This window comes from Aequorivita sp. CRS11 (genome assembly GCF_059693805.1).
The window spans coordinates 178,944-201,646 of the sequence record NZ_JCATIG010000004.1 but is presented as its reverse complement, the minus strand read 5'-3'; the positions used below and the strand labels follow the sequence as shown (position 1 = coordinate 201,646).

Below are 22,703 nucleotides of genomic sequence, written 5' to 3'. Positions count from 1 at the left end.
TTCATAAATATCATAGATACCGAGTTAAACGCAAATCCTACGTGTGGTTTTGGTAACGTAAAATAAAAGGTAACGTTCTTTAAAATATTGGTACTCTAAAAACGCATGTAACGCCCTACACTATAAATACAATGGTAAAGAGCTTAATGAGGAATTAGGTTTGAATTGGTATGACTTTGAAGCGAGAAATTACGACCCTGCCCTCGGGCGTTGGATGAATGTTGACCCATTAGCATCCGATATGCCCGAATGGTCGCCATACAATATGGCGTACAATAATCCCATACGATATGTTGACCCATTAGGACTTGCGCCAGAGGATTTTGTTTTAGGCAAGAATGGAAATATATATTGGGATGATAATGCGAACAGCCAAGCTACTACACAAGCTGGCGATACTTATTTAGGTAAAGAACTTTCATTTACTTTTAACAGCAATATAGATGGAGAGCTTTGGGATGGCCCAGGAGGAGATGCACCAGTTGGAGATAAGTTGACTTCAACAGTAACCCTATCAGCGAGTGAAAACAGCGATGGACAGTTAACTGGAATTTCTGCCACAAGTGATGTTGAAATCGGTTCTACACCTCTTGGTACAGCCAGAGATTATTTCCCAGGTTTAGGAGATGACCAAAATAAGTTTAGTTCAAGTCAATCAACAAATGCCGATGGTACTTTATCCAGCTTTAGTTTGAATTTTGAACAGCACGCAAGCGTTTCCCCTATTGAAGCATTTGGTTTGGATATGTTGGGCTTTGATACTGTAAATGTTGCTCAACAATTAAATATAAGCACATCTGGCAATAATTTATCCGTATCGGCAAGTACAGATGTTTTCCCTTCTGCGTCTCTTTCTGTTAACGGTAATCAGCTTTTTAGATACAACCAACCGTCTTTTAGAGGAACTCACGGAAGAAGTAGGAGTTTTAGTGATAATGGTATGGGTGGTGTTGATGTAATAACAACACCTCGCAGACCAGCCCCATCGTTTCATTTAAGATACCAGAATTGATTATGTTAAAACCATCCGTATTAAATATTCTTTTGTTTTGGTTTGTAAAGTATATTTTATTCTACTTATTGCAAATGTTCAAGAGTGGTAACTACGCTTTGATAGAATTTAGTAAGCTTAAAACAAATGAAGATTGGTATTATTATCTGTGGATATTTTTATTTCTGCCAGTATTGTGCTTACTTATTTTTACGGCACCAATGTACTTTTCGTTCAGAATAAAAAACCCGCTTTATTTTGCCTTAACAATATTAGCTATTGTTGTTGTGGAATATGCACTTTATACTTGGTTGGCTTCCCAAGCTGATTTTACAAATGGCATATATAACGGGATGTTGACTTTATTGGTCTTTCTTTTATTCTTTTTTAAACGCATCAAGATTATCTATCAATAATCTATAATTAGATAGAAACCGCCCACCGAGGCGGTTTTTACATTTATAACATCGCCACATTCTTTTTAAAGAAGTCCTTGAACTTCTTTTTGGTCAGCATCGTCTCAATCATCCCAAAGACAATAGATTTATCTTTTTCGTCCAGTTCGGAAATCAGTCCCCGCTCCCGCGCGATTGCATCCCCCGCTCCCGCGCGATTGCATCGCGTGGTCTCCCAAGCTTTAATGTAGTGACAGGCTAACTTTTCTTGTTTCGATATGATTTAGGAGCCTTTGTTTTCCTGATATTAAGAAATAACAATATCTTTAGAATATGAGTCGCAGTTATAAATTCCATAATCCTGAAGGTCTTTATTTTGTCAGTTTTGCTGTTGTGGGATGGCTTGATGTTTTCACCCGCAATGAGTACAAAGACATCTTGTTGCAAAGTCTTTCTTATTGCCAAAGAGTAAAGGGAATGGAAATAATTGCGTGGTGTGTTATGACCAATCATGTACACTTGGTATTTAGAAGCGTAAAGGGGCAGCATCCATCACTTCTGTTAGGAGATTTTAAGCGGTTCACGAGCAAGGCAGTAGTAAAAGCCATACAGGAGAATCCACGAGAGAGTAGAAGGGAATTTCTATTGGAGCAATTCAAAAAAGCTGCTGCAAAATCATCTAATGTGAAAGAGTATCAGGTTTGGAGACACGATAATAAACCTATCGAATTGTGGAGCAACAGGGTTATTTGGGAGAAGATTAATTATGTCCACAATAATCCTGTTGAGGCTGGATTGGTTTATAGGGCTGAGGATTATGTTTATAGCAGTGCTTCGGATTATTCAGATGAAAAAGGATTGTTGGACGGTATTGTGGTATTTCAGTATTACGGTTGAATATGGAACTTGGAAAAGCTATTTAAAACTGTGTAAGGAACGCGATGCAATCGCGCACCAGCGGGGGGGCAATCGCGCACCAGCGGGGAACGCGATGCAATCGCGCACCAGCGGGGGGAAATTTAGGATGGACTGGAGGAGGTTTATTTTTATCTGTTATTGGTTCGAGAGAGGCCTCTGTTATAATATTTCCAGATATAGGCAAAAATCAAACCTTCGACGCCGGTAATGGAGAACTCACTACCCCAAGCTTAAGTTCTATAACGATTCATGAGCTATTGGATCATGGATTAGAATTTATTAGAACAGGGGTAATTGACAAATCGGAATCTCCAAGTATCGAAAACGTTAAATACCAGAATAACGCATTGATTATAATAGATAGTAATACCAGAGTAAAACACCATGATCATTAAAAAGCTAAAATTACTTACTTTATTATTCATATTTGGTTTTCTAATTACTTCTTGTATTGGAAAAAAGCCCCTATCAAAAAGACCTGTTAAACAAAATTGTTTTTATAATAATGAAGGATATACATTTATTAATTTCTTTAACTCAAAAACAGAAGATGAATTTTTTCCTAATTTATCTTCTGTTTTATCTCCTGATTTTGATTTGATAGAAAATTATTATGTTATTAGCAAAGACACTATTTATATACGTCTTCCAAATGAAAAGGATGTAAACATCTCGCATAGTACATCTGACACTAAAATTTTGATTAAAAACGCCACTATTAAAGTAGGTGCCAATAAATCATTGAAACAAGTTTTTAAATTAAATGAAGCTTTCAATGTAATTATTTTAGATTCAAAATATGTTTTTAATAATTGCAAATAACAATAAAGAAAAGAGTTAATTCAGTAAAAGAGGCTCTTTCCAATTATTTGAATTAAAACGTACACAAAAAGACGTGTTGTACGTTAAAGTACAAGTTCGGCGGGAAGGAGTACCAAGATGAGTTTGATATAAACACCTACGACTTCGGCGCGAGGAACTACGACCCCGCACTGGGCAGGTGGATGAACATCGATCCGCTGGCGGAGGCGATGCGCAGGCACTCGCCCTACAACTATGCATTTAACAATCCGATATATTTTATCGATCCGGATGGGATGATGGCACTACCTCCAGGCGATTTTATAGACCAAAATGGAAACAACATAGGAAATGATGGGAAAAATAATGGGAAAGTATATGTGGTCAAAACTGATGTGCAAAGTGTCGAGAGTGGAGCACCAGTCGATGGAATAAGTACTTCGCAAAAAGATGCAACAACATCTTTTATAAAAGCAAATAGCGGAGATACTTCAGCCTTTGAAGGAAATAGCATTGCTTATGATAATAGTGTGGAGATTGAAGGTGGCTCTGACACACGTCAAGGAATGGTAGATGTTGTTAATCAAGATGATGGATCTGGAGGCGCTAGTGCCGCTAACCCCCCGCTCCCGCGCGATTGCATCGCGTGGTCTCCCAAGCTTTAATGTAGTGACAGTACTAACTGTTCTTGTTTCGATATGATTTAGGAGCCTTTGTTTTCCTGATATTAAGAAATAACAATATCTTTAGAATATGAGTCGCAATTATAAATTCCATAATCCTGAAGGTCTTTATTTTGTAAGTTTTGCAGTTGTGGGATGGCTTGATGTTTTCACCCGCAATGAGTACAAAGACATCTTGTTGCAAAGTCTTTCTTATTGCCAAAAAGTAAAGGGAATGGAAATAATTGCGTGGTGTGTTATGACCAATCATGTACACTTGGTATTTAGAAGCGTAAAGGGGCAGCATCCATCACTTCTGTTAGGAGATTTTAAACGGTTCACGAGCAAGGCAGTAGTAAAAGCCATACAGGAGAATCCACGAGAGCGTAGAAGGGAATTTCTATTGGAGCAATTCAAAAAAGCTGCTGCAAAATCATCTAATGTGAAAGAGTATCAGTTTTGGAGACACGATAATAAACCTATCGAATTGTGGAGCAACAGGGTTATTTGGGAGAAGATTAATTATGTCCACAATAATCCTGTTGAGGCTGGATTGGTTTATAGGGCTCAGGATTATGTTTATAGCAGTGCTTCGGATTATTCAGATGAAAAAGGATTGTTGGACGGTATTGTGGTATTTCAGTATTACGGTTGAATTTGGAACTTGGAGAACCTATTTAAAACTGTGTATTGAACGCGATGCAATCGCGCATCAGCGGGGGGAACGCGATGCAATCGCGCACCAGCGTGGGCTCAGGATTATGTTTATAGCAGTGCTTCGGATTATTCAGATGAAAAAGGATTGTTGGACGGTATTGTGGTATTTCAGTATTACGGTTGAATTTGGAACTTGGAGAACCTATTTAAAACTGTGTATTGAACGCGATGCAATCGCACATCAGCGGGGGGAACGCGATGCAATCGCGCACCAGCGTGGGTTACGCCACAGGCGGCAATGCCTACAAAAAGTGGTAAGATAGCCAGAACTAATTTTTGGTTGATGTATTTCATAACAGAGCCAGTTTGAGTACTACTAAAATAAGCTAAGGTTACATACTATAGAAAGTGGCTTCTTGATTTTTCTTAATAGGAAAGCATAAAAAAACCTCCCAATGGGAGGTTTTAATTGTTTTATGAAATGTGGTTTTACAGTCCAAGAATGGTAAGTAAAATCACTTGGATTGTTACTTCGGTGTTTGCCGAAACCATAACGTCCATAAGGTCTAGGCCCAAGTCGCCCTCTGCCTCAATCATTCCGGTAAACTCGTACTCGCCGTCGCTATTGGTGTCTTCGTAAGACGCGAAGTGAATTTCATAGGTTCCTTCCGTTAGGTAATGCAAGCTAAACTCGTTACTGCCACCTGTGGCCATACTACTTGTTACTGCATTGGCAAAACGTACCCCGGCTGCGTTCTCGTCTTCTTCGCTTTCGCTATAACTACCTTTGGTATATGCATAGGCTACTGTTTTTATCTCGCTGTTTCCAGTGTTATTGGTAGCGGTTCCATTAATGGTACCCGCATCCAATACGTTTACTACCCTAATACTGTTTTCCAATTGGGCTTGACCGGCAAAGTTATAGCCTGAGTTACCAGCATCTGCAACTATGGACTTACGTAAATCAAAGTCAATTATTATTTGGTTTGAAGAGGAGGCTTCAATATCATAATTGCTGTTCACAGTAATAGTGCTGTTTTCTGGAGTTAGCTCAACTTTGGTGTTGCCAGTAGTAAGTACATAATTCGCTGGAGCATTGCCAGAGGCGTCACTTTCTGTGTCCAATACCAAGGTTACTTGGTTGTAGGTGTTTGCAGCCAGGTCAATGTCTCCCAACAATTGGGTGTTTCCATTTTGTAGGGCGTGTAGGTTTACGGTGGTTTTCGTAAATCCATCTAAGCTGCTGCCGTTTAGCTTCACATCGGCAATGGTAACGAAAACTCCTTCTACTTCGGCATTGTCTATTGGGCCATCGGTAATATATACCTCTGCGTTATATGCCAATTGATCTGTTTCGGTAGAATCGTCTTCACTACATGAAGCAAAGCCTACGATTAGTAAAAGCGCAAGCATCGATTTGTAAATCACATTTGTTTTCATAGATTGTTTTTTGTTATTGTTAATACTATTTTAGGTTTGTTTGTTATGGGTGACAAGCATTGCCACACCGCAATATTAGCGTAGTATCTCCGCAATTATTGTAAGTATTAACGTACGTTAACGTTTTTTGGGAAATGGGCGGGGCACTACGATTTTAGCAGATATGTCTCTAAAAAAAACCCCAAACCTTTTGAGGAACAAAAGATTATTGGGGTATGATTAGATAGTATTACAACTGCTTTTTAGGCAAAAGCAATAACGATTAATTAACACTCAGCGCGTGCCTGATTTTAACAGTGGTTTGTAATTGAAGATGGATTTTCGAGGGTTTAAATCATCTGCTTTAAAAAAATATTCTGGCTTTTTAATAGTCGCTTATACTTTTAAAATGTCCAGATTGCCCATTCACTCACAAATTTTTCTCCATACATTTACGACAAAGTTTACAATAAATGGCAGCGCACTCGCTAAAATCATTTTTCATTTTTTTAAAGGAGGCCAAAGCGGGCAAGGAGATTGACCTTACCCAAGCCAGTATCAAGAAAGCCATTTTCTTACTAGCCGTGCCCATGATTTTGGAAATGAGCATGGAATCCATTTTTGCTTTGGTAGACATTTTTTATGTGTCCCAAGTAAGCACAAATGCTGTGGCTACAATTGGATTAACCGAATCTGTAATCACGCTTGTATATGCCCTGGCCGTGGGGTTGAGCATGGCCGCAACAGCCATTGTGGCTAGACGTATAGGTGAAAAGGATGCCGAAGGGGCAAGGCGTGTAACGGTTCAGGTTATCTTTTTGGGAATATTTGTTTCTTCAATCGTCAGTGTATTAGGGATACTCTTTCCAAAAGAAATACTTGGCTTGATGGGTGGCGAACAGGATTTAATTGATAAAGGGTATCGCTATACGCAAATTCTATTTGGAGGTAACTTTACCATCGTATTGCTGTTTCTTATAAATGCGGTCTATAGAGGTGCCGGCAATGCGGCCATGGCTATGTGGACGCTTATCCTTTCCAATGCTATCAATATTATCCTGGACCCTATCTTTATTTTTGGTTGGGGGCCTGTTCCGGAATACGGGGTAACAGGTGCTGCCATTGCCACTACTATCGGGCGGGGAGTGGCGGTATTATTTCAGTTGTATATACTCTTTTTCGGAGCTACCAGAATAAAGCTCGGTCTTAAGGATTTGGTGGTGAACATTAAGGTGATGTTCAATTTAATCCGCGTTTCCCTTGGGGGAATTGGGCAGTTCATTATAGGTACCAGTAGTTGGATATTTTTAATGCGAATTATAAGCGAATTTGGTAGTGAAGTGCTTGCAGGCTATACTATTGCAATCCGGGTTATGATGTTTACCATGATGCCAGCTTGGGGTTTAAGCAATGCCGCGGCTACTTTGGTAGGACAAAATTTGGGAGCCAATCAACCCGACCGGGCCGAGACCTCTGTGTGGAAAACCGCCAAATACAATGCCTTTTTTATGGTTGCTGTGTCCATTATTTATCTTTTGTTTGCCAAGACAATCATTGGCTGGTTCAGTGTAGCACCCGAAGTAGTGAAATATGGGGCACTTAGTTTGCAGATTGTTACAGTTGGGTATTTCCTTTATGCATACGGAATGACGGTTACTATGGCTTTTAATGGTGCGGGCGATACAAAAACTCCGACTATTATAAACTTTTTCTGTTTTTGGGTGTTTCAGCTTCCGTTTGCATATTTTACTTCCCTAGTATTGGATTGGGGTCCCATTGGCGTATTTGTGGCAATCGCTTTAGCGGAATCATTGATAGCCATAATCGCCATTCTTTGGTTCAAAAAAGGAAAGTGGAAATTGATAAAGGTATAATTTTATAAGGCTGTATAGTCATAATGGACTATTTTTGCATCCCCTAAACAAAAATTAAGTAATGAAAAAGACTTTCGACGTACTGATAGAAATCCCAAAAGGCAGCCGCAACAAATACGAATACGACTTCGAACTGAAAAAAATCCGCTTTGACCGAATGCTCTTCAGCAGTATGATGTACCCTGCCGATTACGGTTTTATACCTGAAACCTTGGCGCTTGATGGTGACCCGCTGGATGTATTGGTATTGGGTGGCGAACCAACTTTCCCAATGTGCGTAATGGAAGTGAAGCCCATAGGTGTTTTCCATATGGCCGATGAAAAAGGTCCCGATGAAAAGGTAATATGCGTTCCTATCTCTGACCCTATATGGAGCAGCCTGAATGACCTATCCGACATAAATCCACATTTAGTACGTGAAATAGAGCATTTCTTTCAGGTTTATAAAGACTTAGAGAAGAAAAAAGTAGATGTTGGCGGTTGGGGTGATGCCAATGAAGCTATCGAAATCTACAACCAATGTGTAAAACGCTACAGGGAAACGCCAGAGGTGCAGGGACATTTCAGTATATAATTTAAAAGACATAAGACGCTAGGACATAAGACGTAGGACGGATATAGTTCGTATTCTGTGGTCTTACGTCATAGGTCTTATCGTCCTACGTCATTTTCTTGTTTCGTATCCCAAACCATTTCCCTATTTTTGCAGTCGCAAATTTGAAACCAATCTAAATTAATTAAATAATGGAACAGAACATTATATTTATTCCTATTGCACTTGCCGTACTAGGCCTTTTGTTTATGCTCGTTAAAATGAGCTGGGTGAAAAAGCAACCCGCCGGTAGCGACCGTATGAAGTTTATCTCTAAAAGTATTAAAGAAGGTGCCCTGGCATTTCTAAATGCCGAATACCGTCTGCTAGTTGTATTTGCAGTGATTGCCGCAGTATTATTGTTTGTGGTTTCCCAATTGGTTCCATCAACCAGTTGGATGATTGTACCCGCTTTTATATGTGGTGCTATCTTTTCGGCCTTGGCTGGAAATATTGGGATGCGTATTGCAACAGATGCAAACGCGCGTACTGCCGAAGCTGCCAAAACCAGCCTTCCGCAGGCACTTAAAGTTTCCTTTGGCGGTGGTACCGTTATGGGGCTTGGTGTTGCAGGACTTGCAGTATTGGGATTGAGCTTGTTTTTCCTGTTTTTTATCGGCCAATTTATTGGAACCGACCCTTTAAATTTTTATGATGAAATGACCATCGTGCTTGAAGCCCTTGCAGGTTTCTCCCTAGGTGCCGAAAGTATTGCGCTTTTTGCCCGTGTGGGTGGTGGTATCTATACAAAAGCTGCCGACGTAGGCGCTGACCTTGTAGGTAAGGTGGAAGCTGGTATTCCCGAGGATGATCCGCGTAACCCTGCGACCATAGCCGATAACGTAGGTGATAACGTAGGTGACGTAGCGGGTATGGGCGCTGACCTCTTCGGAAGTTATGTGGCTACTGTACTTGCTGCCATGGTCTTGGGTAACTATGTAATCCGCGATATGTCTTTGGATATGCCGTTTACCGATGGTTTCAATAATATGGGGCCAATCCTTTTACCAATTGTAATTGCGGGTGTAGGTATTCTTGCCTCTATTATAGGTACTTTCTTCGTAAGCATTAAAAACAACGAAGCCAAAGAATCCCAAGTTCAGAAAGCCTTGGACACTGGTAACTGGGCAGCGATTATCCTTACGCTTATCGCCAGTTGGTTTTTAATAGACTGGATGCTTCCAGAAACTATGAATATGAAATTTTTCGGTGAAGGCTACAAAACCATCGCTTCCATCAATGTGTTCTGGGCTGCCTGTATTGGTCTGGCCGTAGGGGCACTTATTTCTTTCGTTACTGCTTATTACACAAGCTTGGGTAAAAAACCGGTAATGGATATTGTAACTAATTCTTCTACCGGAGCAGCTACCAATATTATTGCAGGTCTTGCAGTGGGGATGAAATCTACTTTTGCTTCTGTAATTCTTTTTGCAGCTGCAATTTACGGTTCTTACGAACTTGCAGGTTTTTACGGGGTTGCCTTGGCCGCTTCAGCAATGATGGCTACTACAGCTATGCAGCTTGCTATTGATGCTTTCGGCCCTATCGCCGATAATGCAGGTGGTGTTGCTGAAATGAGCGAACTGGATCCACAAGTACGTGAGCGTACCGATGTCTTGGATTCCGTTGGAAATACTACTGCTGCCGTTGGTAAAGGTTTCGCGATCGCTTCTGCTGCATTGACAGCTTTGGCTCTGTTTGCCGCATATGTAACCTTTACGGGTATTGATGGTATAAACATCTTCCGTGCAGATGTGCTTGCTATGTTATTCGTGGGTGGAATGATTCCAGTGGTTTTCTCTGCAATGGCGATGAAATCTGTTGGAAAAGCGGCTATGGAAATGGTACAGGAAGTACGTCGCCAGTTCCGTGAAATTCCAGGAATTATGGAAGGTACCGGAACTCCTGAGTATGCAAAATGTGTTGATATTTCTACTAAAGCTGCTTTGAAGGAAATGCTTCTTCCAGGATTGCTTACTATTATTACACCTGTTATTATCGGCCTTGTATTTGGTGCCGAGCCGCTTGGAGGCTATATGGCCGGAGTTTGTGTGAGTGGTGTAATGTGGGCTATTTTCCAAAATAACGCTGGTGGTGCTTGGGATAATGCCAAGAAATCTTTTGAAGCCGGTGTAAAGATCAATGGTGAAATGACCTATAAAGGGAGTGACGCTCACAAGGCTGCTGTAACTGGTGATACTGTGGGTGATCCATTTAAGGATACATCAGGCCCTTCTATGAACATCTTGATTAAACTTACGTGTTTGGTTGGGTTGGTTATCGCTCCAATCCTTGGAAACCACGGCGATGTGGCAATGGCTACTGAAACCTCTGCAGAAGAAGTTTATTTTATTGATGCCGAAGGAAACAAAACTATCCTTACCGAAAAGCAGGTTGAATACCTTGAAAACGGTGAAAGTAGTGCTATTGAAGGAGGTGAAAATCTAAAGAACAAAACCGAGACTGTGGTTGAAATGTTAAAGAACGATAACAACGATCAAGTAACGGCCAACGTAACCATCATCAGAACTGTTGACGGTGTTGAAACTACCGAAACCAAATCCTTTACTGGTACCGAAGAGGAAGTTCGGGCCCAATTGAAAGATGTGGAGGGAATGAAAATCAAAATAAAGGATAAGGAATAAGAGCAAATTCCAAATTTCAATTTCTAAATCACAACCTACAAGGTAAAAGCCTTGTAGGTTTTTTTATTTCGCCTATTCTATCCCCTGAGCAGCTTTTCCAGAGCAGATTCAAAGGGCGGTCAAAGCAGCAATGCTATGATGCAGAGCGCAGTCGCCGCACCGAATCCCAAATCTCCCAATCCCCAATCCCTAATCCCCAATCCCTAATCCCTATTAACAAATCCTCCCGACTGATCCCAGATATACAAGAATTTATTATCTTGGTGCTGCTATGAATTATCACGACATTGTTACTTTAGCTATTGCCTTTGGGTTGGGAATGCTCGTAGGGCTCCAAAGGCAGAAAAGCGACCACGAAATGGCCGGTGTACGCACCTTTACCCTTATTTCAGTTATGGGGGTTGTTTCGGCTTTTCTGGCCCGTGACTTTGACAATCCCTTTTTACTTCCCGTATTGGGGTTGTGTATTACTGCCCTTTTAGTTACTGCCAATGTCATAAAACTCAGAAAACTAAACGATACCGACGTGGGGCAAACCACTGAGGTAGCTGCACTACTTATGTTTGCCGTGGGAGCTTATTTGGTTATGGGAGATAGGATGGTGGCAGTTATTGTGGGAGGTTCTATGGCCATTCTGCTCTACCTAAAGGAACATCTCCACAATTTTATTGAAAACCTAAAGGCAAAGGACCTAGCCGCAATAATGACCTTTGCGGGGATTTCCTTGGTAATTCTTCCACTATTGCCCGATAAAACCTATGGCCCGCTGGATGTGCTGAACCCGCGGAATATCTGGTTTATGGTAACCTTGATTGTAGGCATAAGCGTTGTGGGTTATTTCATCTATAAATTTGTGGGCAAGAAAGTAGGGATTATTTCCAACGGAATTTTAGGAGGTCTAATCAGCAGCACCGCAACTACTGTAAGCTATGCCCGAAAAACTAAGGATGCTGAATCAATTAATAAAATGGCGGCATTTGTTATTACCGCAGCCTCTGCCGTTGCCTTGATAAGGGTTTTGGTTGAGGTGGGCGTCGTAATTCCTGAAAAACTGCCGGAAATTGTATTACCACTTATAACTGTTTTTGTGCTTATGGCACTGTTGTGCGTGGGCCTTTTTTATATTATCAGTAAAAATGGCGGAGATGAAAAAATGCCCGAACCAAAAAACCCCGCACAATTTAAAAGCGCCTTAATTTTCGGACTTTTATACGGAGGTATTTTACTGGCAGTGGCTTTCACCAAGGAGGAGTTTGGAAATGAGGCGCTTTACGTAGTAGCAATTATCAGTGGGCTTACAGATGTAGACGCCATAACGCTTTCCCTTTCACAATTGATGAAAGGCGGTGGCCTTAATACTTCCACGGGTTGGCGACTTATTTTATTGGCTACTCTTTCCAATCTACTTTTTAAGGGAATTATGGCCGCTGTTCTCGGTACCAGACAATTGGCTAAGTGGATTGGTATTTCCTTTGGAATAACCATCGCATTTGGATTATTGTTAATGTGGCTTTGGCCAGAAGCTTGGCACCTATAATAGCGTATGTTTAAAAAAGACCCAATTCAGATTGTTAACTTTCACAGTTATGGCACTGCGAGCCATCTATATATAAAAGGAAGGGCAATACAGGATGAAGGTATCGATCTTTCCAAAACTGGTTTTTTCAATCTACTTTGGAACAGTTGGAAGCGCTTTGAAACAGATAAGGTTAAGAATGCCAAGCTCATTCTTAAACTTGCAAATGGAAGAACGCTGGAAACAGTATCAGATTCCCAAGGCTATTTTTTAATAGATGCCATGATAGAAAACTTACTTCCTTTGACGGATGCCGATGGTTGGCTTCATTACTCTATCTCTTTCGCAGAAGAAATTAAGGGAAGAAAAATTCAACAAAACAACAATTTTAAAGGTGAAATCTTAATCCCTTCCGAAGGAGCAAAATTTGGTGTTATCAGCGATATAGACGACACCATTCTCCACACAGGGCTAACCTCTTTTTTTAAATGGGCTGTGGTTAAAAATACTTTTTTCAAAAGAGCCGAAAAACGAATTCCACTTGAGGGCGCGGCAGCATTTTATCACCAATTGCACGATGGAAAATCTGGCAGCGATTGCAATCCGGTTTTCTATGTAAGCCACAGTCCGTGGAATCTGTATCGCTATTTGGAAGTATTTCTTCAAAAAAATAATTTTCCGAAAGGCCCCATTTTGTTGCGCGATTTTGTAAATCCCTTTGCCAAAAAGTACAAGCCGGAAAAGCCGCAAAAACAAAAGGAAATAACCAATATTCTGAAAACATATCCTAAATTACCCTTTGTGTTAATTGGGGATAGTGGCGAGCACGATCCCGATATTTATATTGAAATTGCCGAAGCGCATCCTGAACGTATTCTTGCAATTTATCTGCGGAATGTAAACCACAAAAGAAAAATGGTACGGGTTGAGGGCCTCTTTGAAAACTATGAAACCGTACCGGTACTTCTTGTTGAAAACAGCAAAGCTGCCGTTGCCCACGCTAGAGAGATGGGTTTTATTCAATAAGCCTTTCAAAGTAATCATAAATCGCAAGCTGCGACTGCACTTCTTTTTCTGAATTTTTTACGTATTCATTTTTTTGTTCGGCATCAATAATTCTGGCTTTTATGTTATCGTTCAGCTCTATATCGATGATTTTCTTAACGGCTTTCTTATGGTCTTCATCCAAAATGGGCGTGACTACCTCTATGCGGTGGGTTAAATTGCGCGTCATCCAGTCTGCTGAGCCTATGTAGATTTGTGCATCGCCATCGTTTCCGAAAATATAGATTCTTCCGTGTTCCAAAAAGCGATCCACGATACTGGTAATGTAAATATTCTCACTCTGGCCTTTAATTCCGGGTACCAATGAGCACATTCCGCGTATTAATAATCGCACTTCTACTCCTGCATTGCTGGCCTTGTAAAGCTCCTTTATCATTCCTTCGTCCTGCAGACTGTTCATTTTTAAAATAATCGAGCCCTTTTTACCGGCATTGGCCAGCGCTATTTCCTTTTCTACCAACGCAGTAAAACGCTCGCGGGTGGTAAATGGCGAAACCAATAATTGCTTTGTTTTTGGCACAATCATATCGCGCTCCAAAACCATAAATACCTTTTTGAGGTCTTTGGTTATTTTTTTGTGGGCGGTCATCAATCCAAAATCTGTGTAAAGTGTGGCCGTATTTTCGTTGAAGTTGCCTGTGGCAATGTAGGCGTAGCGTTTGGTTTTGTTCTCAACTTCCCTTTCAATATAAAGTATTTTGGAATGCACTTTAATATCTGGATAGCTATAAATAACGCGGGCTCCGTTTTTTCTAAAAATGGCACCCCATTTTAAATTGTTGTGTTCATCAAAACGGGCCTTCACTTCAATAAAAACAGTTACATCCTTCCCGTTTTTGGCGGCAAGGGCTATGGCATCGTTTAAATCAGATTCATCAGCAGCGCGGTAAATAGTGATTTTTATAGTTTTAACTTGCGGGTCATTCGCTGCTTCCTGCATCAGTTTGATAACCGGTCTAAAACTTTGATAGGGATAATGCAGCAATTGGTCTTTTTTATCGATTGCTTCAAAAATAGAATCACATTTTGCCAAAACGGGATGCGGAAGTGGAGGCAGTTTTTTATTGTGCAATTGCTTTTGCGTGGGATTTGGAAAGCTGAAAAAATCCTTAAAATTATGATAGCGACCGCCCAAAACCACATCGGTATGGTTTACGTCCAAGGCTTTTTTTAATGTTTCCCTGAAATCCTGCGGCATTTCGGGGTCTATCAAAACCCGTGTGGCCTGCCCGGTATCGCGCTTCGGAAGCGCCTCCTTGATTTTTTCCATTAAATTGCCCGAAAATTCATCTTCAATATAGAGTTCCGCATCTCGGGAAATTTTCAGGGAATGAAAGGCCGAATCCCTTTCTTCGGAAAACTCCTTCTGGAGGTTGTATTTCAGAATATCATCAATAAAGGTGATATAAAACTCTTTATCATCTTCCGAAGGAAACACAAAAAAGCGTGGTTCCGTCTCTGGAATTTCAACCATTAAAAATTCATCTTCCGCAGTTTGGGCGGCCAAGTATAGCCTTTCATTTTTTACAAATACAGATTGTGTTTCCGTACAGGGGTTGCAACTTATTTCGGTAATTTGCTTGAGGCTTTCCTCGTAATATTTGGTTGCAATTTCTTTTTGTGCTTCAGAAAAATCCTCGTGGCGAATTAGGTGAATTCCCTCGGAAGCCAATTGCGGAATTATTTCTTCATTGAAAATTCTTCCAAATTCATTTTGCTGAATATCAACCTGTTCTTTAATTTCTTTTAAAACCTTGTTGGGTTTAGTAATGAGCTTTTTCCGAAGTGGCTTTTCAATGTTTTTTATCTGCCGGATATCGGAAACTCGAACGCGAAAAAATTCATCCAGATTAGATGAAAAAATTGCCAGAAACTTGATGCGCTCATAAAGCGGATTGCGCGCGTCTGCCGCTTCTTGTAAAACACGGTGATTAAAGCGAAGCCACGAAAGGTCGCGGTGGTAAAATTTATTGTTGTATAGTGATGCCATAGTATTATGGCAAAATAATGGTTTTACAGATAGGATACTGTAAGGGAAACGTTAAGGTTTAAATATTAAAATTTTTTAAAAAATAACCCCTTTTCATTTGAAAAGGGGTTGAAAGCTTTAGCCGAAAGAATTTACTGTTTTGTAAAAGTCAAAATGATATTTGTGGTAGAAGTTACAGTAAATCCACCTTGGGACATCGTTTGAACTTCTTGACCTTTTAATACCATAGTATCATCAGTTAACTGTACAATTGTTATTTCATCAGTTTCATTATCAACTGTTACATTGAGCGTGTTTCCATTCATGCTCCACTCGCCACTTGAAAGAATTTCTAAATTCTCAATGTTTTGGGTAGTTGACTGACCATTAGCAGTTGTTGTCAGTTCAATACTATAACTGCCGTCAGAAACTACTTTGTTGGGATTTTCAGTAAAAGTAAGCGTGTAGTCTACATCATAGCCTTCTCCATTAAAAGTAGCCGAAATATTTTGACCTTGTCCAGAAGTTTCTGTTGCTCCAGAATAATCTACTGTTGTTCCTTTCCATACGCCAACAATATTGCCATTATTTTCAAGTGCAGGATTATTATCATCTTTGGAACAAGAAATGGTTAATGAAATAAATGCTGTAAAAAGGATTAATTTAAAAATTTTCATAGGTAATATTTTACGTGTTAATAAAAAGTTAAAGCGCGCAATATATAACTTTTATCAAACGTAAAAAAAGAGTTTTTTGTTTTTTTAGACTTGCTTAAAACAGCCCGTGAAGTTCCGCATCTATCTTGTTGATTACCTGACCCAAATGCTCCGGATCGTCCACAAAATTTATATTGTCCACGTCAAAAATAATGAGGTTGCCTCTATCATAATTATGAATCCACGCTTCGTAACGTTCGTTCAAACGACTTAAATAATCAATACTGATGGAATTTTCATAATCGCGTCCCCGTTTGTGTATCTGGTTCACCAAATTCGGAATGCTGCTACGTAAATAAATAAGCAGGTCGGGCCCTTCGGTTACGCTTTCCATTAAATCGAAAAGCGAGCGGTAATTCTCAAAATCACGGTTTGTCATTAGGCCCATGGCGTGTAGGTTTGGAGCAAAAATATAGGCATCTTCGTAAATAGTACGATCTTGAATTACGTTCTTTCCTTTTTCACGAATTTCGAGAATTTGGCGAAAGCGGCTATTCAAAAAGTAGATTTGAAGGTTGAAGGACCACCGCTCCATTTGGTTGTAAAAATCGTCCAAATAGGGGTTGTCTTCCACATCTTCATAATGGGCCTGCCATTTGTAATGTTTTGCCAATAAACGGGTAAGGGTGGTTTTTCCGGAACCTATGTTTCCTGCAATTGCAACGTGCATAGTTATTCTTTAGTTGGGATGGTTAGTTTAAAAGTGTGCAAATTTTCGCCGTCATAAATATACAGGAAATCATTGGTAAGCTGCAAGTCCTTAATTGTTATTTCGGGTAATTTCAGCTGCACAGATTTGTGGTTTAGTGTTTCGTTCCGTTTAGCAAAATCTGGAAGGTAATAAAGTGCGTTTTGCTTTAAAGCGATCAAATTTTCATTCTGTTGAACAATTTTTTCATAGTTTTCAGAAGGTACTTCGTTCAGAATACTTCCGTAGATATTGAAGGCGCGCAGTTTTTTTTCAGTCAGTGCAAAACAGTAATTAAAATTACTCGCCTGCGAAAGCAGTTTCCCCGGAAATGGTTGCGATACTACTGTTTGCAGTTTTGAACCGTAATTATACATTTCCAGTTGTTGCGTATCCACATTAAAAAGCCACAAGCTGTTGCTGCCAGCGTTGGTTGCGGTGCTTACGTTCAAAAACTGCGGTAGATTGTTAAAATTAATACGTTCTATTTCGTTGAGTTTGTTGTCCAGCATCACCACCGTGTTTGTGTCCTGGAAAAAGGCAATCACTTTCAGTGGATTGATTATATCCACCGATGTTATCCGCCCTAATTGTAAATCATTAAAAAGAAAGTTACCATCTGGGCCTTGTTTTTTCAGTACCCGGTCTTTTATAAAGTAGGCATTTTTGTAGTTGTCAAAACCAATAAACTTATCGGCAACAAAGGGAACCTTACCCTCAAGAGTAACGCTTTGGGCAATGCCAAGTTGGCAAATAAGCAGAAAAAAGAGGAAAAGCTGTTTCATCTGTATAAGATATTTGAGAAATAGGAAGATGGAATGCCCACAGCATCTATCTTCATTTGGTTTACAATCTTTTAATGGCATTTCATAAAGTTGGCAAGTTACAAAATGAAGGTTTTATTTAAACGAAAAATAATGTAACAGATTATAACTTGGTTCGTCTTAGTGGTAGTGGACAGAAATTTGTTCAAACAAATTAAACTAATTTTAAACATTTTAGTCAAAGTGTTTTAACTTTGACACTTACCATCAAAATATTATTTATGATACGATATACCTTAATACTTTTATTATTTTTCTCATTTACCATAAATGCCCAAAACATAAGTGGCCAAGCTTATTATGAATCCAAAACAACAGTTGATCTTGATGCTTTTGGCGGTAATCGTGAAATGACGGAAGAAATGAAAAAGATGATTGCCGAACGGATGAAAAGTATGCTTGAAAAAACATACATCCTTACCTTCAATAAGGACGAATCAATTTATAAGGAACAGGAAAAACTGGATGCTACACCAATGAACCCTGGCTTTAAAATGATGATGAGCAGCTACACGCCAGGGGCACAGTATAAAAATCTTAAATCAGGGCAAATTGTTGAAGAAAACGAATTCTTCGGAAAACAGTTTTTAGTGACAGATTCCATTAAACATTTAGATTGGCAAATAACCAAGGAGTCCAAAACCATTGGGCAATACATCGCTTTTAAAGCCACGGCTGTTAAAAAAGTAGATCCCAATGATTACAGCATGGCGCGCCCAAAAAAGAAGGACGAAAAAGAAAATGCTGAAGTAAAAAAAGATTCTACGCAACCACAAGACCCGATGGATATGATTGAAATTCCCGAGGAAATTGAGGTTACGGCTTGGTTTACCCCACAGATTCCCGTGAGCAACGGCCCCGGGGAATATGCCGGACTGCCCGGACTTATTTTGGAATTGAACGTTTATAGAACCACACTTTTGTGTTCCAAAATAGTGATGAACCCGAAAGAAGCTGAAAAAATTGAACCTCCCAAAAAAGGAAAAGAAGTAACCCGCGAGGAATATGTAAAAATCGTAAAAGAAAAAACAGACGAGCTTCGTGAAAACTTTCAAAATCGTGGGGGCAATGGTCGTCGCGGGGGAGGATTTTAATTAGAAATGCCACTTTGTACATTTTGTGAAAACTTCCGTGTTTTTTTGTTTAAACTATTCCCTTTCCCATTAAATCGAATGAAATTTCAATGAATAAATTCATTACAATTTTTTACTTGCTTTTCTCCTTTTCACTTTCAGCCCAAAGCATAAAAGTAAAAGGAACCATAAAAGACAGCATTGGAAATCCGCTGGAATTTGCCAATGTTATTGCGTCCCTAAAATCTTCTGGAGCCACGGAATCCTACGGAATCACAAACTACCAAGGGCGATACCAACTCGATCTTCCGAAAGGAAATACGTATGTTTTAAGAGCAAGCTTTCTAGGCTATGAATCCAAGGAACAAACCGTTAACGTTACCGCTAATACGGAAAATATTGATTTGGATTTCATTTTAAACCCGCAGGAAAACCAACTGGACGATGTGGAAATTGTTTATGAAATGCCGGTAACCGTTAAAGGCGACACTATTGTTTATAATGCAGATAGCTTTACAAACGGAGACGAACGCAAATTGGGGGATGTAATGAAAAAGCTTCCCGGCGTTGAGGTAAACGATGAAGGGGAAATACAAGTGGAAGGAAAAACTGTAAGTAAAGTAATGGTGGAAGGGAAGGATTTTTTTGACGGCGATAGTAAATTGGCAACAAAAAACATTCCTGCAGACGCTGTGGACAAAGTAGAAGTACTGCGTAATTATAACGAAGTAAGCCAAATGCGCGGTCTTGGAAACGATCGCGACAATGTTGCCATAAACATCAAATTGAAAGAAGGGAAGAAAAATTTCTGGTTTGGAGAGGTTACGGCTGGCGCAGGAATTGCAGATGAATATGGCGATGATAATGGACGCTATCTAGTACATCCGAAGCTTTTCTATTACAGTCCTAAATACAGTATTAATGTAATTACCGATTTCAACAATATTGGGGAAGTGCCTTTTACTTTTCGCGATTATTTCAACTTTACGGGTGGGTTTAAAAACTTTAACAAAGGTGGTGGAACCAGTTTTAGGATTAGCGACAGCGACCTCGGTTTTGCTGTTTCGCAAAACGATCGTGCAAAAAACATCGATGCTAAATTTGTTGCCGGAAACTTCAGCTATGCTGTGAACGACAAACTGGATATAAGTGGCTTCGGAATTTTGAGCGACAATAAAACAAATATCGTCAACAATAGTATTCGCCAATATATTTTAACGGGAATCACGGAGAATACAAATACCGAAAACGACCAGCGCAACCAATTGGGAATGCTAAAATTGAGCAGTACCTATAAACCAAACACAAATTTTCAGTTAGATTATGACGCACTTATTAAAACTTCCAAACAAACAGAGGACGATACTACCATTTCAATAGTGGGCGGTAACCAAAATGATATTGCCGAAGTGAAGGAGAATAAACCTTTTTCCATCAACCAAACGGCGAACGCTTATTATACTTTAAACGATAAAAACATTTTTGCAGCGGAAGTTCAGCATCTCTATCAAAACGAAGATCCGTTTTATCAAGCCGTACAGGATTCAATTCCCTTTCGTGGCGTTTTTACACAGATAAATCCGTTGGATCCTTTCAATAGTGATGCTGATACTTTTGATCCTTTAGAGCAATCGGATCGCTACAGCGTAAATCAAAATAAAATTGTAAAAAGCCATAAACTAGACGCAAAGGTTGATTATTACTACGTTTTGAATAACGTTAGCAACCTTAGTTTTACCGTTGGAACTACATACAGCAAGCAGAAATTCAACTCGGGAATTTTTCAGATTTTAGACAACGGCAACCGAAATGATTTTACCGACGACAATTTCAACAACGATGTAGCTTATACTTTTACAGATGCATTTTTTGGGCTACATTATAAACTGAAAAGCGGCAAATTCATATTTAATCCAGGCATTACACTTCATAATTATAATCTGAAAAATGAGCAATTGGGAACTGTTTCCACTCAAAATGATTGGATGGTTTTACCCGATGTAAATGTTGTTTTGGAACTTAAGAAAAGCGAAAACCTGCGCTTCAATTACGCGATCACTTCAGAATATAGCGATGTGAATAATTATGCACAGGCTTATGTTTTTAATAATTATAACAGACTTTTTCGAGGAAATCGTGAACTTGAGAATTCACTTTCGCACAGTTATAATTTGACCTATTTCAGTTTCAATCTTTTCAACTATACCAACATTGGAGGGAATGTGAGTTACACACGACGGATTGACGCCATAAAAACAAACACAGAATTGGTTGGAATCAACCAAGTGAGTAGCCCCATAAATTTTGATAGTAACTTTCCCGATGAAACTTTTTCAGCAGTTGGTAGATTCAGCAAAACCATAAAAAAAGTTCAATTTAAACTGGATGCAGCAGTGTTTTTGAGCAAAACAAATAATACTATAAATGAAGAAATACAGGAAAGCCAAAGTCTAACGCAAAACTACAATGCCAGTGTTTTAAGCAATTTCAAGAATTTTCCAAATTTTGAAGTAGGATACCGTTTTATGAAAAATGACTATGACAATGGCGGGATTGAACAGACTTTTTTTACCAATCGGCCGTATGCTAACTTAAATCTTCGGTTTTTAAAATATTTCAATCTTTTTGCGGAGTGGGATTATTATAAATATACCAATGACGCAAATACTATCGAAAACACATATTCCTTTTTTAATGCAAATCTTTACTACAAACACGGCGAAAGTCCTTGGGAATTTTCGGTACAGGCCACTAATATTTTAGATACCGAATCCATTAACAATGATAGTTTTAATGATCAATTCAACACCACTTCACAGTATATTGTAATGCCTCGCATTGTTATGTTTGTTATAAAATATGACTTGTAGTGTCATTGCGAGCGCAGCGACGCAATCTCATGATTTTTTCTTAAATTCCCATAAAAATTGCTCCCATGCGTAATATCCTTCTCGGAATAGTCATTGCCTTTGTAATCGTTTTTGGTCTGCGCTATTGTGAAAATAAAAAAGAAAACCGTGAAACCATTGAGGCTAATACAGCGCTCATACAAAAAGAACTGAAAAATGTAGGCAAACTGATTGTCACCGAGGGCAGTTATGCGCAAGTCTTTACTTATAAAGCCAGTAGGGATTTAATGTACGGGCTTTTTGATGCTAGAAAGAAAGCATTGATTGTTGTGAACGCAAAAGCTAGTATTGCTTATGATTTAAGTGAAGTGAAAACCGATATTGATGAAGCTAAAAAGACCGTAACCATTACAAATATTCCCGAACCGGAGCTTTCCATCAATCCAAACATACAGTATTACGATGTTACCCAGGATTATCTCAATCAATTCACAGCTTCGGATTATAACAAGATTAAAAGCCGGATTGAAAAATCACTTCACAAAAAAATAGAGGCATCCGAATTGCGCACAAATGCCGAAAACCGATTGATTTCGGAACTTCAAAAAATTTATATCCTCACCAATTCTATGGGTTGGACATTAAAATATAATTCCACAGTAGTTGAAAACGAAGCGGAACTGCAAAACCTTAAACTATAGCATATATTCTTTCGCATGCCCGTTTTGCACTAACCATTTGTTCAAATCTATATCGTCTATGATAATGTTTGCAAGATAACGGCCGTATTTTTCCTGTTTATCTTTATAAGAATTTATGGTAACCTCCTTATCCAGAATCATAGCGCGAACAATATCGCGAACCACTAATCCCTTTTCTCTCTCTTCTCCTCTAATTTCGGGAGTATCTATTCCGTAGAGCCGAAATTTCATTTGCTGAAAATGGTAAAACCCCAAATCTACCATTGCTGTAATGGTATCTCCGTCATATACATCTATAACCTTTGCTTTGTATTGATACATAATCTCAATTTTTTGTTAGTCATTATA

The 22,703-nt window shown here is 39.3% G+C and carries 18 protein-coding genes and 2 pseudogenes; 14 read left to right on the top strand and 6 right to left on the bottom strand.

Translation table 11 applies throughout. The features are described from left to right. Positions 1 to 121 precede the first annotated feature (121 nt). From AC58DT_RS09550 to AC58DT_RS09525, 6 genes and pseudogenes are all read left to right on the top strand, one after another. A pseudogene (locus AC58DT_RS09550) lies at positions 122 to 1,012 on the top strand (RHS repeat-associated core domain-containing protein); the annotation flags it as partial. A 707-nt stretch (positions 1,013 to 1,719) separates the two neighbouring features. Continuing rightward, the gene (locus AC58DT_RS09545; RefSeq protein ID WP_497216622.1) at positions 1,720 to 2,283 is read left to right on the top strand and encodes an REP-associated tyrosine transposase; all 564 of its coding nucleotides are present in this window, start codon (positions 1,720 to 1,722) and stop codon (positions 2,281 to 2,283) included. Positions 2,284 to 2,688: 405 nt separating this feature from the next. Then, positions 2,689 to 3,126 (top strand): hypothetical protein, encoded by a 438-nt coding sequence (locus tag AC58DT_RS09540; RefSeq protein WP_497216621.1) that lies wholly within the window; start codon positions 2,689 to 2,691, stop codon positions 3,124 to 3,126. A 95-nt stretch (positions 3,127 to 3,221) separates the two neighbouring features. Then, positions 3,222 to 3,770: pseudogene (locus AC58DT_RS09535) on the top strand (RHS repeat domain-containing protein); the annotation flags it as partial. An 88-nt stretch (positions 3,771 to 3,858) separates the two neighbouring features. Next, positions 3,859 to 4,422: an REP-associated tyrosine transposase gene (locus tag AC58DT_RS09530; protein ID WP_497216620.1), complete on the top strand. Its 564-nt coding sequence runs from the start codon at positions 3,859 to 3,861 to the stop codon at positions 4,420 to 4,422. After that, positions 4,373 to 4,747, top strand: a complete 375-nt coding sequence (locus tag AC58DT_RS09525; RefSeq protein WP_497216619.1) for a hypothetical protein — start codon at positions 4,373 to 4,375, stop codon at positions 4,745 to 4,747. The genes AC58DT_RS09530 and AC58DT_RS09525 overlap by 50 nt, the downstream gene beginning before the upstream one ends. A 166-nt stretch (positions 4,748 to 4,913) precedes the next feature. On the opposite strand, the gene AC58DT_RS09520 is transcribed toward AC58DT_RS09525, so the two are convergent. Beyond that, positions 4,914 to 5,864 carry a DUF4382 domain-containing protein gene (locus AC58DT_RS09520; protein ID WP_497216618.1) on the bottom strand — a complete coding sequence of 317 codons (951 nt, stop codon included), beginning with the start codon at positions 5,862 to 5,864 and terminating at the stop codon, positions 4,914 to 4,916. A 452-nt stretch (positions 5,865 to 6,316) separates the two neighbouring features. Here AC58DT_RS09520 and AC58DT_RS09515 point away from each other — a divergent pair, with 452 nt between their 5' ends. The 5 genes from AC58DT_RS09515 to AC58DT_RS09495 all read left to right on the top strand — a co-directional run bounded on the left by AC58DT_RS09515 (position 6,317) and on the right by AC58DT_RS09495 (position 13,496). Continuing rightward, complete coding sequence (locus AC58DT_RS09515; RefSeq protein ID WP_497216617.1) at positions 6,317 to 7,717, top strand: MATE family efflux transporter; 1,401 nt, start codon at positions 6,317 to 6,319, stop codon at positions 7,715 to 7,717. A gap of 61 nt (positions 7,718 to 7,778) precedes the next feature. Next, a complete protein-coding gene (locus AC58DT_RS09510) occupies positions 7,779 to 8,291 on the top strand; it encodes an inorganic diphosphatase (RefSeq protein WP_497216616.1) in 513 nt (170 codons plus the stop codon). 170 nt (positions 8,292 to 8,461) lie between these two features. After that, positions 8,462 to 10,954 carry a sodium-translocating pyrophosphatase gene (locus AC58DT_RS09505; RefSeq protein ID WP_497216615.1) on the top strand — a complete coding sequence of 831 codons (2,493 nt, stop codon included), beginning with the start codon at positions 8,462 to 8,464 and terminating at the stop codon, positions 10,952 to 10,954. Positions 10,955 to 11,225: 271 nt separating this feature from the next. Continuing rightward, positions 11,226 to 12,491, top strand: a complete 1,266-nt coding sequence (locus tag AC58DT_RS09500; RefSeq protein WP_497216614.1) for an MgtC/SapB family protein — start codon at positions 11,226 to 11,228, stop codon at positions 12,489 to 12,491. Positions 12,492 to 12,497: 6 nt separating this feature from the next. Then, positions 12,498 to 13,496 carry an App1 family protein phosphatidate phosphatase gene (locus AC58DT_RS09495; protein WP_497216613.1) on the top strand — a complete coding sequence of 333 codons (999 nt, stop codon included), beginning with the start codon at positions 12,498 to 12,500 and terminating at the stop codon, positions 13,494 to 13,496. On the opposite strand, the gene ppk1 is transcribed toward AC58DT_RS09495, so the two are convergent. The 4 genes from ppk1 to AC58DT_RS09475 all read right to left on the bottom strand — a co-directional run bounded on the left by ppk1 (position 13,486) and on the right by AC58DT_RS09475 (position 17,693). Next, on the bottom strand, positions 13,486 to 15,525 hold the full coding sequence (ppk1, locus tag AC58DT_RS09490; protein WP_497216612.1) for a polyphosphate kinase 1: 2,040 nt from the start codon (positions 15,523 to 15,525) through the stop codon (positions 13,486 to 13,488). The two genes, AC58DT_RS09495 and ppk1, sit on opposite strands and share 11 nt — an antisense overlap. Positions 15,526 to 15,656: 131 nt before the next feature. Continuing rightward, complete coding sequence (locus tag AC58DT_RS09485; RefSeq protein WP_497216611.1) at positions 15,657 to 16,181, bottom strand: lipocalin family protein; 525 nt, start codon at positions 16,179 to 16,181, stop codon at positions 15,657 to 15,659. 94 nt (positions 16,182 to 16,275) lie between these two features. Further along, positions 16,276 to 16,890: a deoxynucleoside kinase gene (locus AC58DT_RS09480; protein ID WP_497216610.1), complete on the bottom strand. Its 615-nt coding sequence runs from the start codon at positions 16,888 to 16,890 to the stop codon at positions 16,276 to 16,278. Positions 16,891 to 16,892: 2 nt separating this feature from the next. Beyond that, complete coding sequence (locus AC58DT_RS09475) at positions 16,893 to 17,693, bottom strand: hypothetical protein (RefSeq protein ID WP_497216609.1); 801 nt, start codon at positions 17,691 to 17,693, stop codon at positions 16,893 to 16,895. Between the two features lie 260 nt (positions 17,694 to 17,953). Between AC58DT_RS09475 and AC58DT_RS09470 the strand changes: the two genes are divergently transcribed. The 3 genes from AC58DT_RS09470 (at position 17,954) to AC58DT_RS09460 (ending at position 22,355) form a co-directional block, all read left to right on the top strand. Continuing rightward, positions 17,954 to 18,826: a GLPGLI family protein gene (locus AC58DT_RS09470; protein WP_497216608.1), complete on the top strand. Its 873-nt coding sequence runs from the start codon at positions 17,954 to 17,956 to the stop codon at positions 18,824 to 18,826. Between the two features lie 89 nt (positions 18,827 to 18,915). Further along, positions 18,916 to 21,675, top strand: coding sequence for a carboxypeptidase-like regulatory domain-containing protein (locus tag AC58DT_RS09465; RefSeq protein WP_497216607.1), 2,760 nt, complete (start codon positions 18,916 to 18,918; stop codon positions 21,673 to 21,675). Between the two features lie 65 nt (positions 21,676 to 21,740). Beyond that, the gene (locus AC58DT_RS09460; protein ID WP_497216606.1) at positions 21,741 to 22,355 is read left to right on the top strand and encodes a DUF4230 domain-containing protein; all 615 of its coding nucleotides are present in this window, start codon (positions 21,741 to 21,743) and stop codon (positions 22,353 to 22,355) included. Here the strand turns inward: AC58DT_RS09460 and AC58DT_RS09455 are convergent. Continuing rightward, positions 22,350 to 22,676: a thermonuclease family protein gene (locus AC58DT_RS09455; RefSeq protein WP_062622571.1), complete on the bottom strand. Its 327-nt coding sequence runs from the start codon at positions 22,674 to 22,676 to the stop codon at positions 22,350 to 22,352. The genes AC58DT_RS09460 and AC58DT_RS09455 overlap by 6 nt on opposite strands. Positions 22,677 to 22,703: the final 27 nt, after the last annotated feature.

Bases quoted from the DNA above. Each gene is read 5' to 3' on its own strand.
- AC58DT_RS09545 (WP_497216622.1), top strand. From the start codon at position 1,720: ATGAGTCGCAGTTATAAATTCCATAATCCTGAAGGTCTTTATTTTGTC.
- AC58DT_RS09540 (WP_497216621.1), top strand. From the start codon at position 2,689: ATGATCATTAAAAAGCTAAAATTACTTACTTTATTATTCATATTTGGT.
- AC58DT_RS09530 (WP_497216620.1), top strand. From the start codon at position 3,859: ATGAGTCGCAATTATAAATTCCATAATCCTGAAGGTCTTTATTTTGTA.
- AC58DT_RS09525 (WP_497216619.1), top strand. From the start codon at position 4,373: ATGAAAAAGGATTGTTGGACGGTATTGTGGTATTTCAGTATTACGGTT.
- AC58DT_RS09520 (WP_497216618.1), bottom strand. From the start codon at position 5,864: ATGAAAACAAATGTGATTTACAAATCGATGCTTGCGCTTTTACTAATC.
- AC58DT_RS09515 (WP_497216617.1), top strand. From the start codon at position 6,317: ATGGCAGCGCACTCGCTAAAATCATTTTTCATTTTTTTAAAGGAGGCC.
- AC58DT_RS09510 (WP_497216616.1), top strand. From the start codon at position 7,779: ATGAAAAAGACTTTCGACGTACTGATAGAAATCCCAAAAGGCAGCCGC.
- AC58DT_RS09505 (WP_497216615.1), top strand. From the start codon at position 8,462: ATGGAACAGAACATTATATTTATTCCTATTGCACTTGCCGTACTAGGC.
- AC58DT_RS09500 (WP_497216614.1), top strand. From the start codon at position 11,226: ATGAATTATCACGACATTGTTACTTTAGCTATTGCCTTTGGGTTGGGA.
- AC58DT_RS09495 (WP_497216613.1), top strand. From the start codon at position 12,498: ATGTTTAAAAAAGACCCAATTCAGATTGTTAACTTTCACAGTTATGGC.
- ppk1 (WP_497216612.1), bottom strand. From the start codon at position 15,525: ATGGCATCACTATACAACAATAAATTTTACCACCGCGACCTTTCGTGG.
- AC58DT_RS09485 (WP_497216611.1), bottom strand. From the start codon at position 16,181: ATGAAAATTTTTAAATTAATCCTTTTTACAGCATTTATTTCATTAACC.
- AC58DT_RS09480 (WP_497216610.1), bottom strand. From the start codon at position 16,890: ATGCACGTTGCAATTGCAGGAAACATAGGTTCCGGAAAAACCACCCTT.
- AC58DT_RS09475 (WP_497216609.1), bottom strand. From the start codon at position 17,693: ATGAAACAGCTTTTCCTCTTTTTTCTGCTTATTTGCCAACTTGGCATT.
- AC58DT_RS09470 (WP_497216608.1), top strand. From the start codon at position 17,954: ATGATACGATATACCTTAATACTTTTATTATTTTTCTCATTTACCATA.
- AC58DT_RS09465 (WP_497216607.1), top strand. From the start codon at position 18,916: ATGAATAAATTCATTACAATTTTTTACTTGCTTTTCTCCTTTTCACTT.
- AC58DT_RS09460 (WP_497216606.1), top strand. From the start codon at position 21,741: ATGCGTAATATCCTTCTCGGAATAGTCATTGCCTTTGTAATCGTTTTT.
- AC58DT_RS09455 (WP_062622571.1), bottom strand. From the start codon at position 22,676: ATGTATCAATACAAAGCAAAGGTTATAGATGTATATGACGGAGATACC.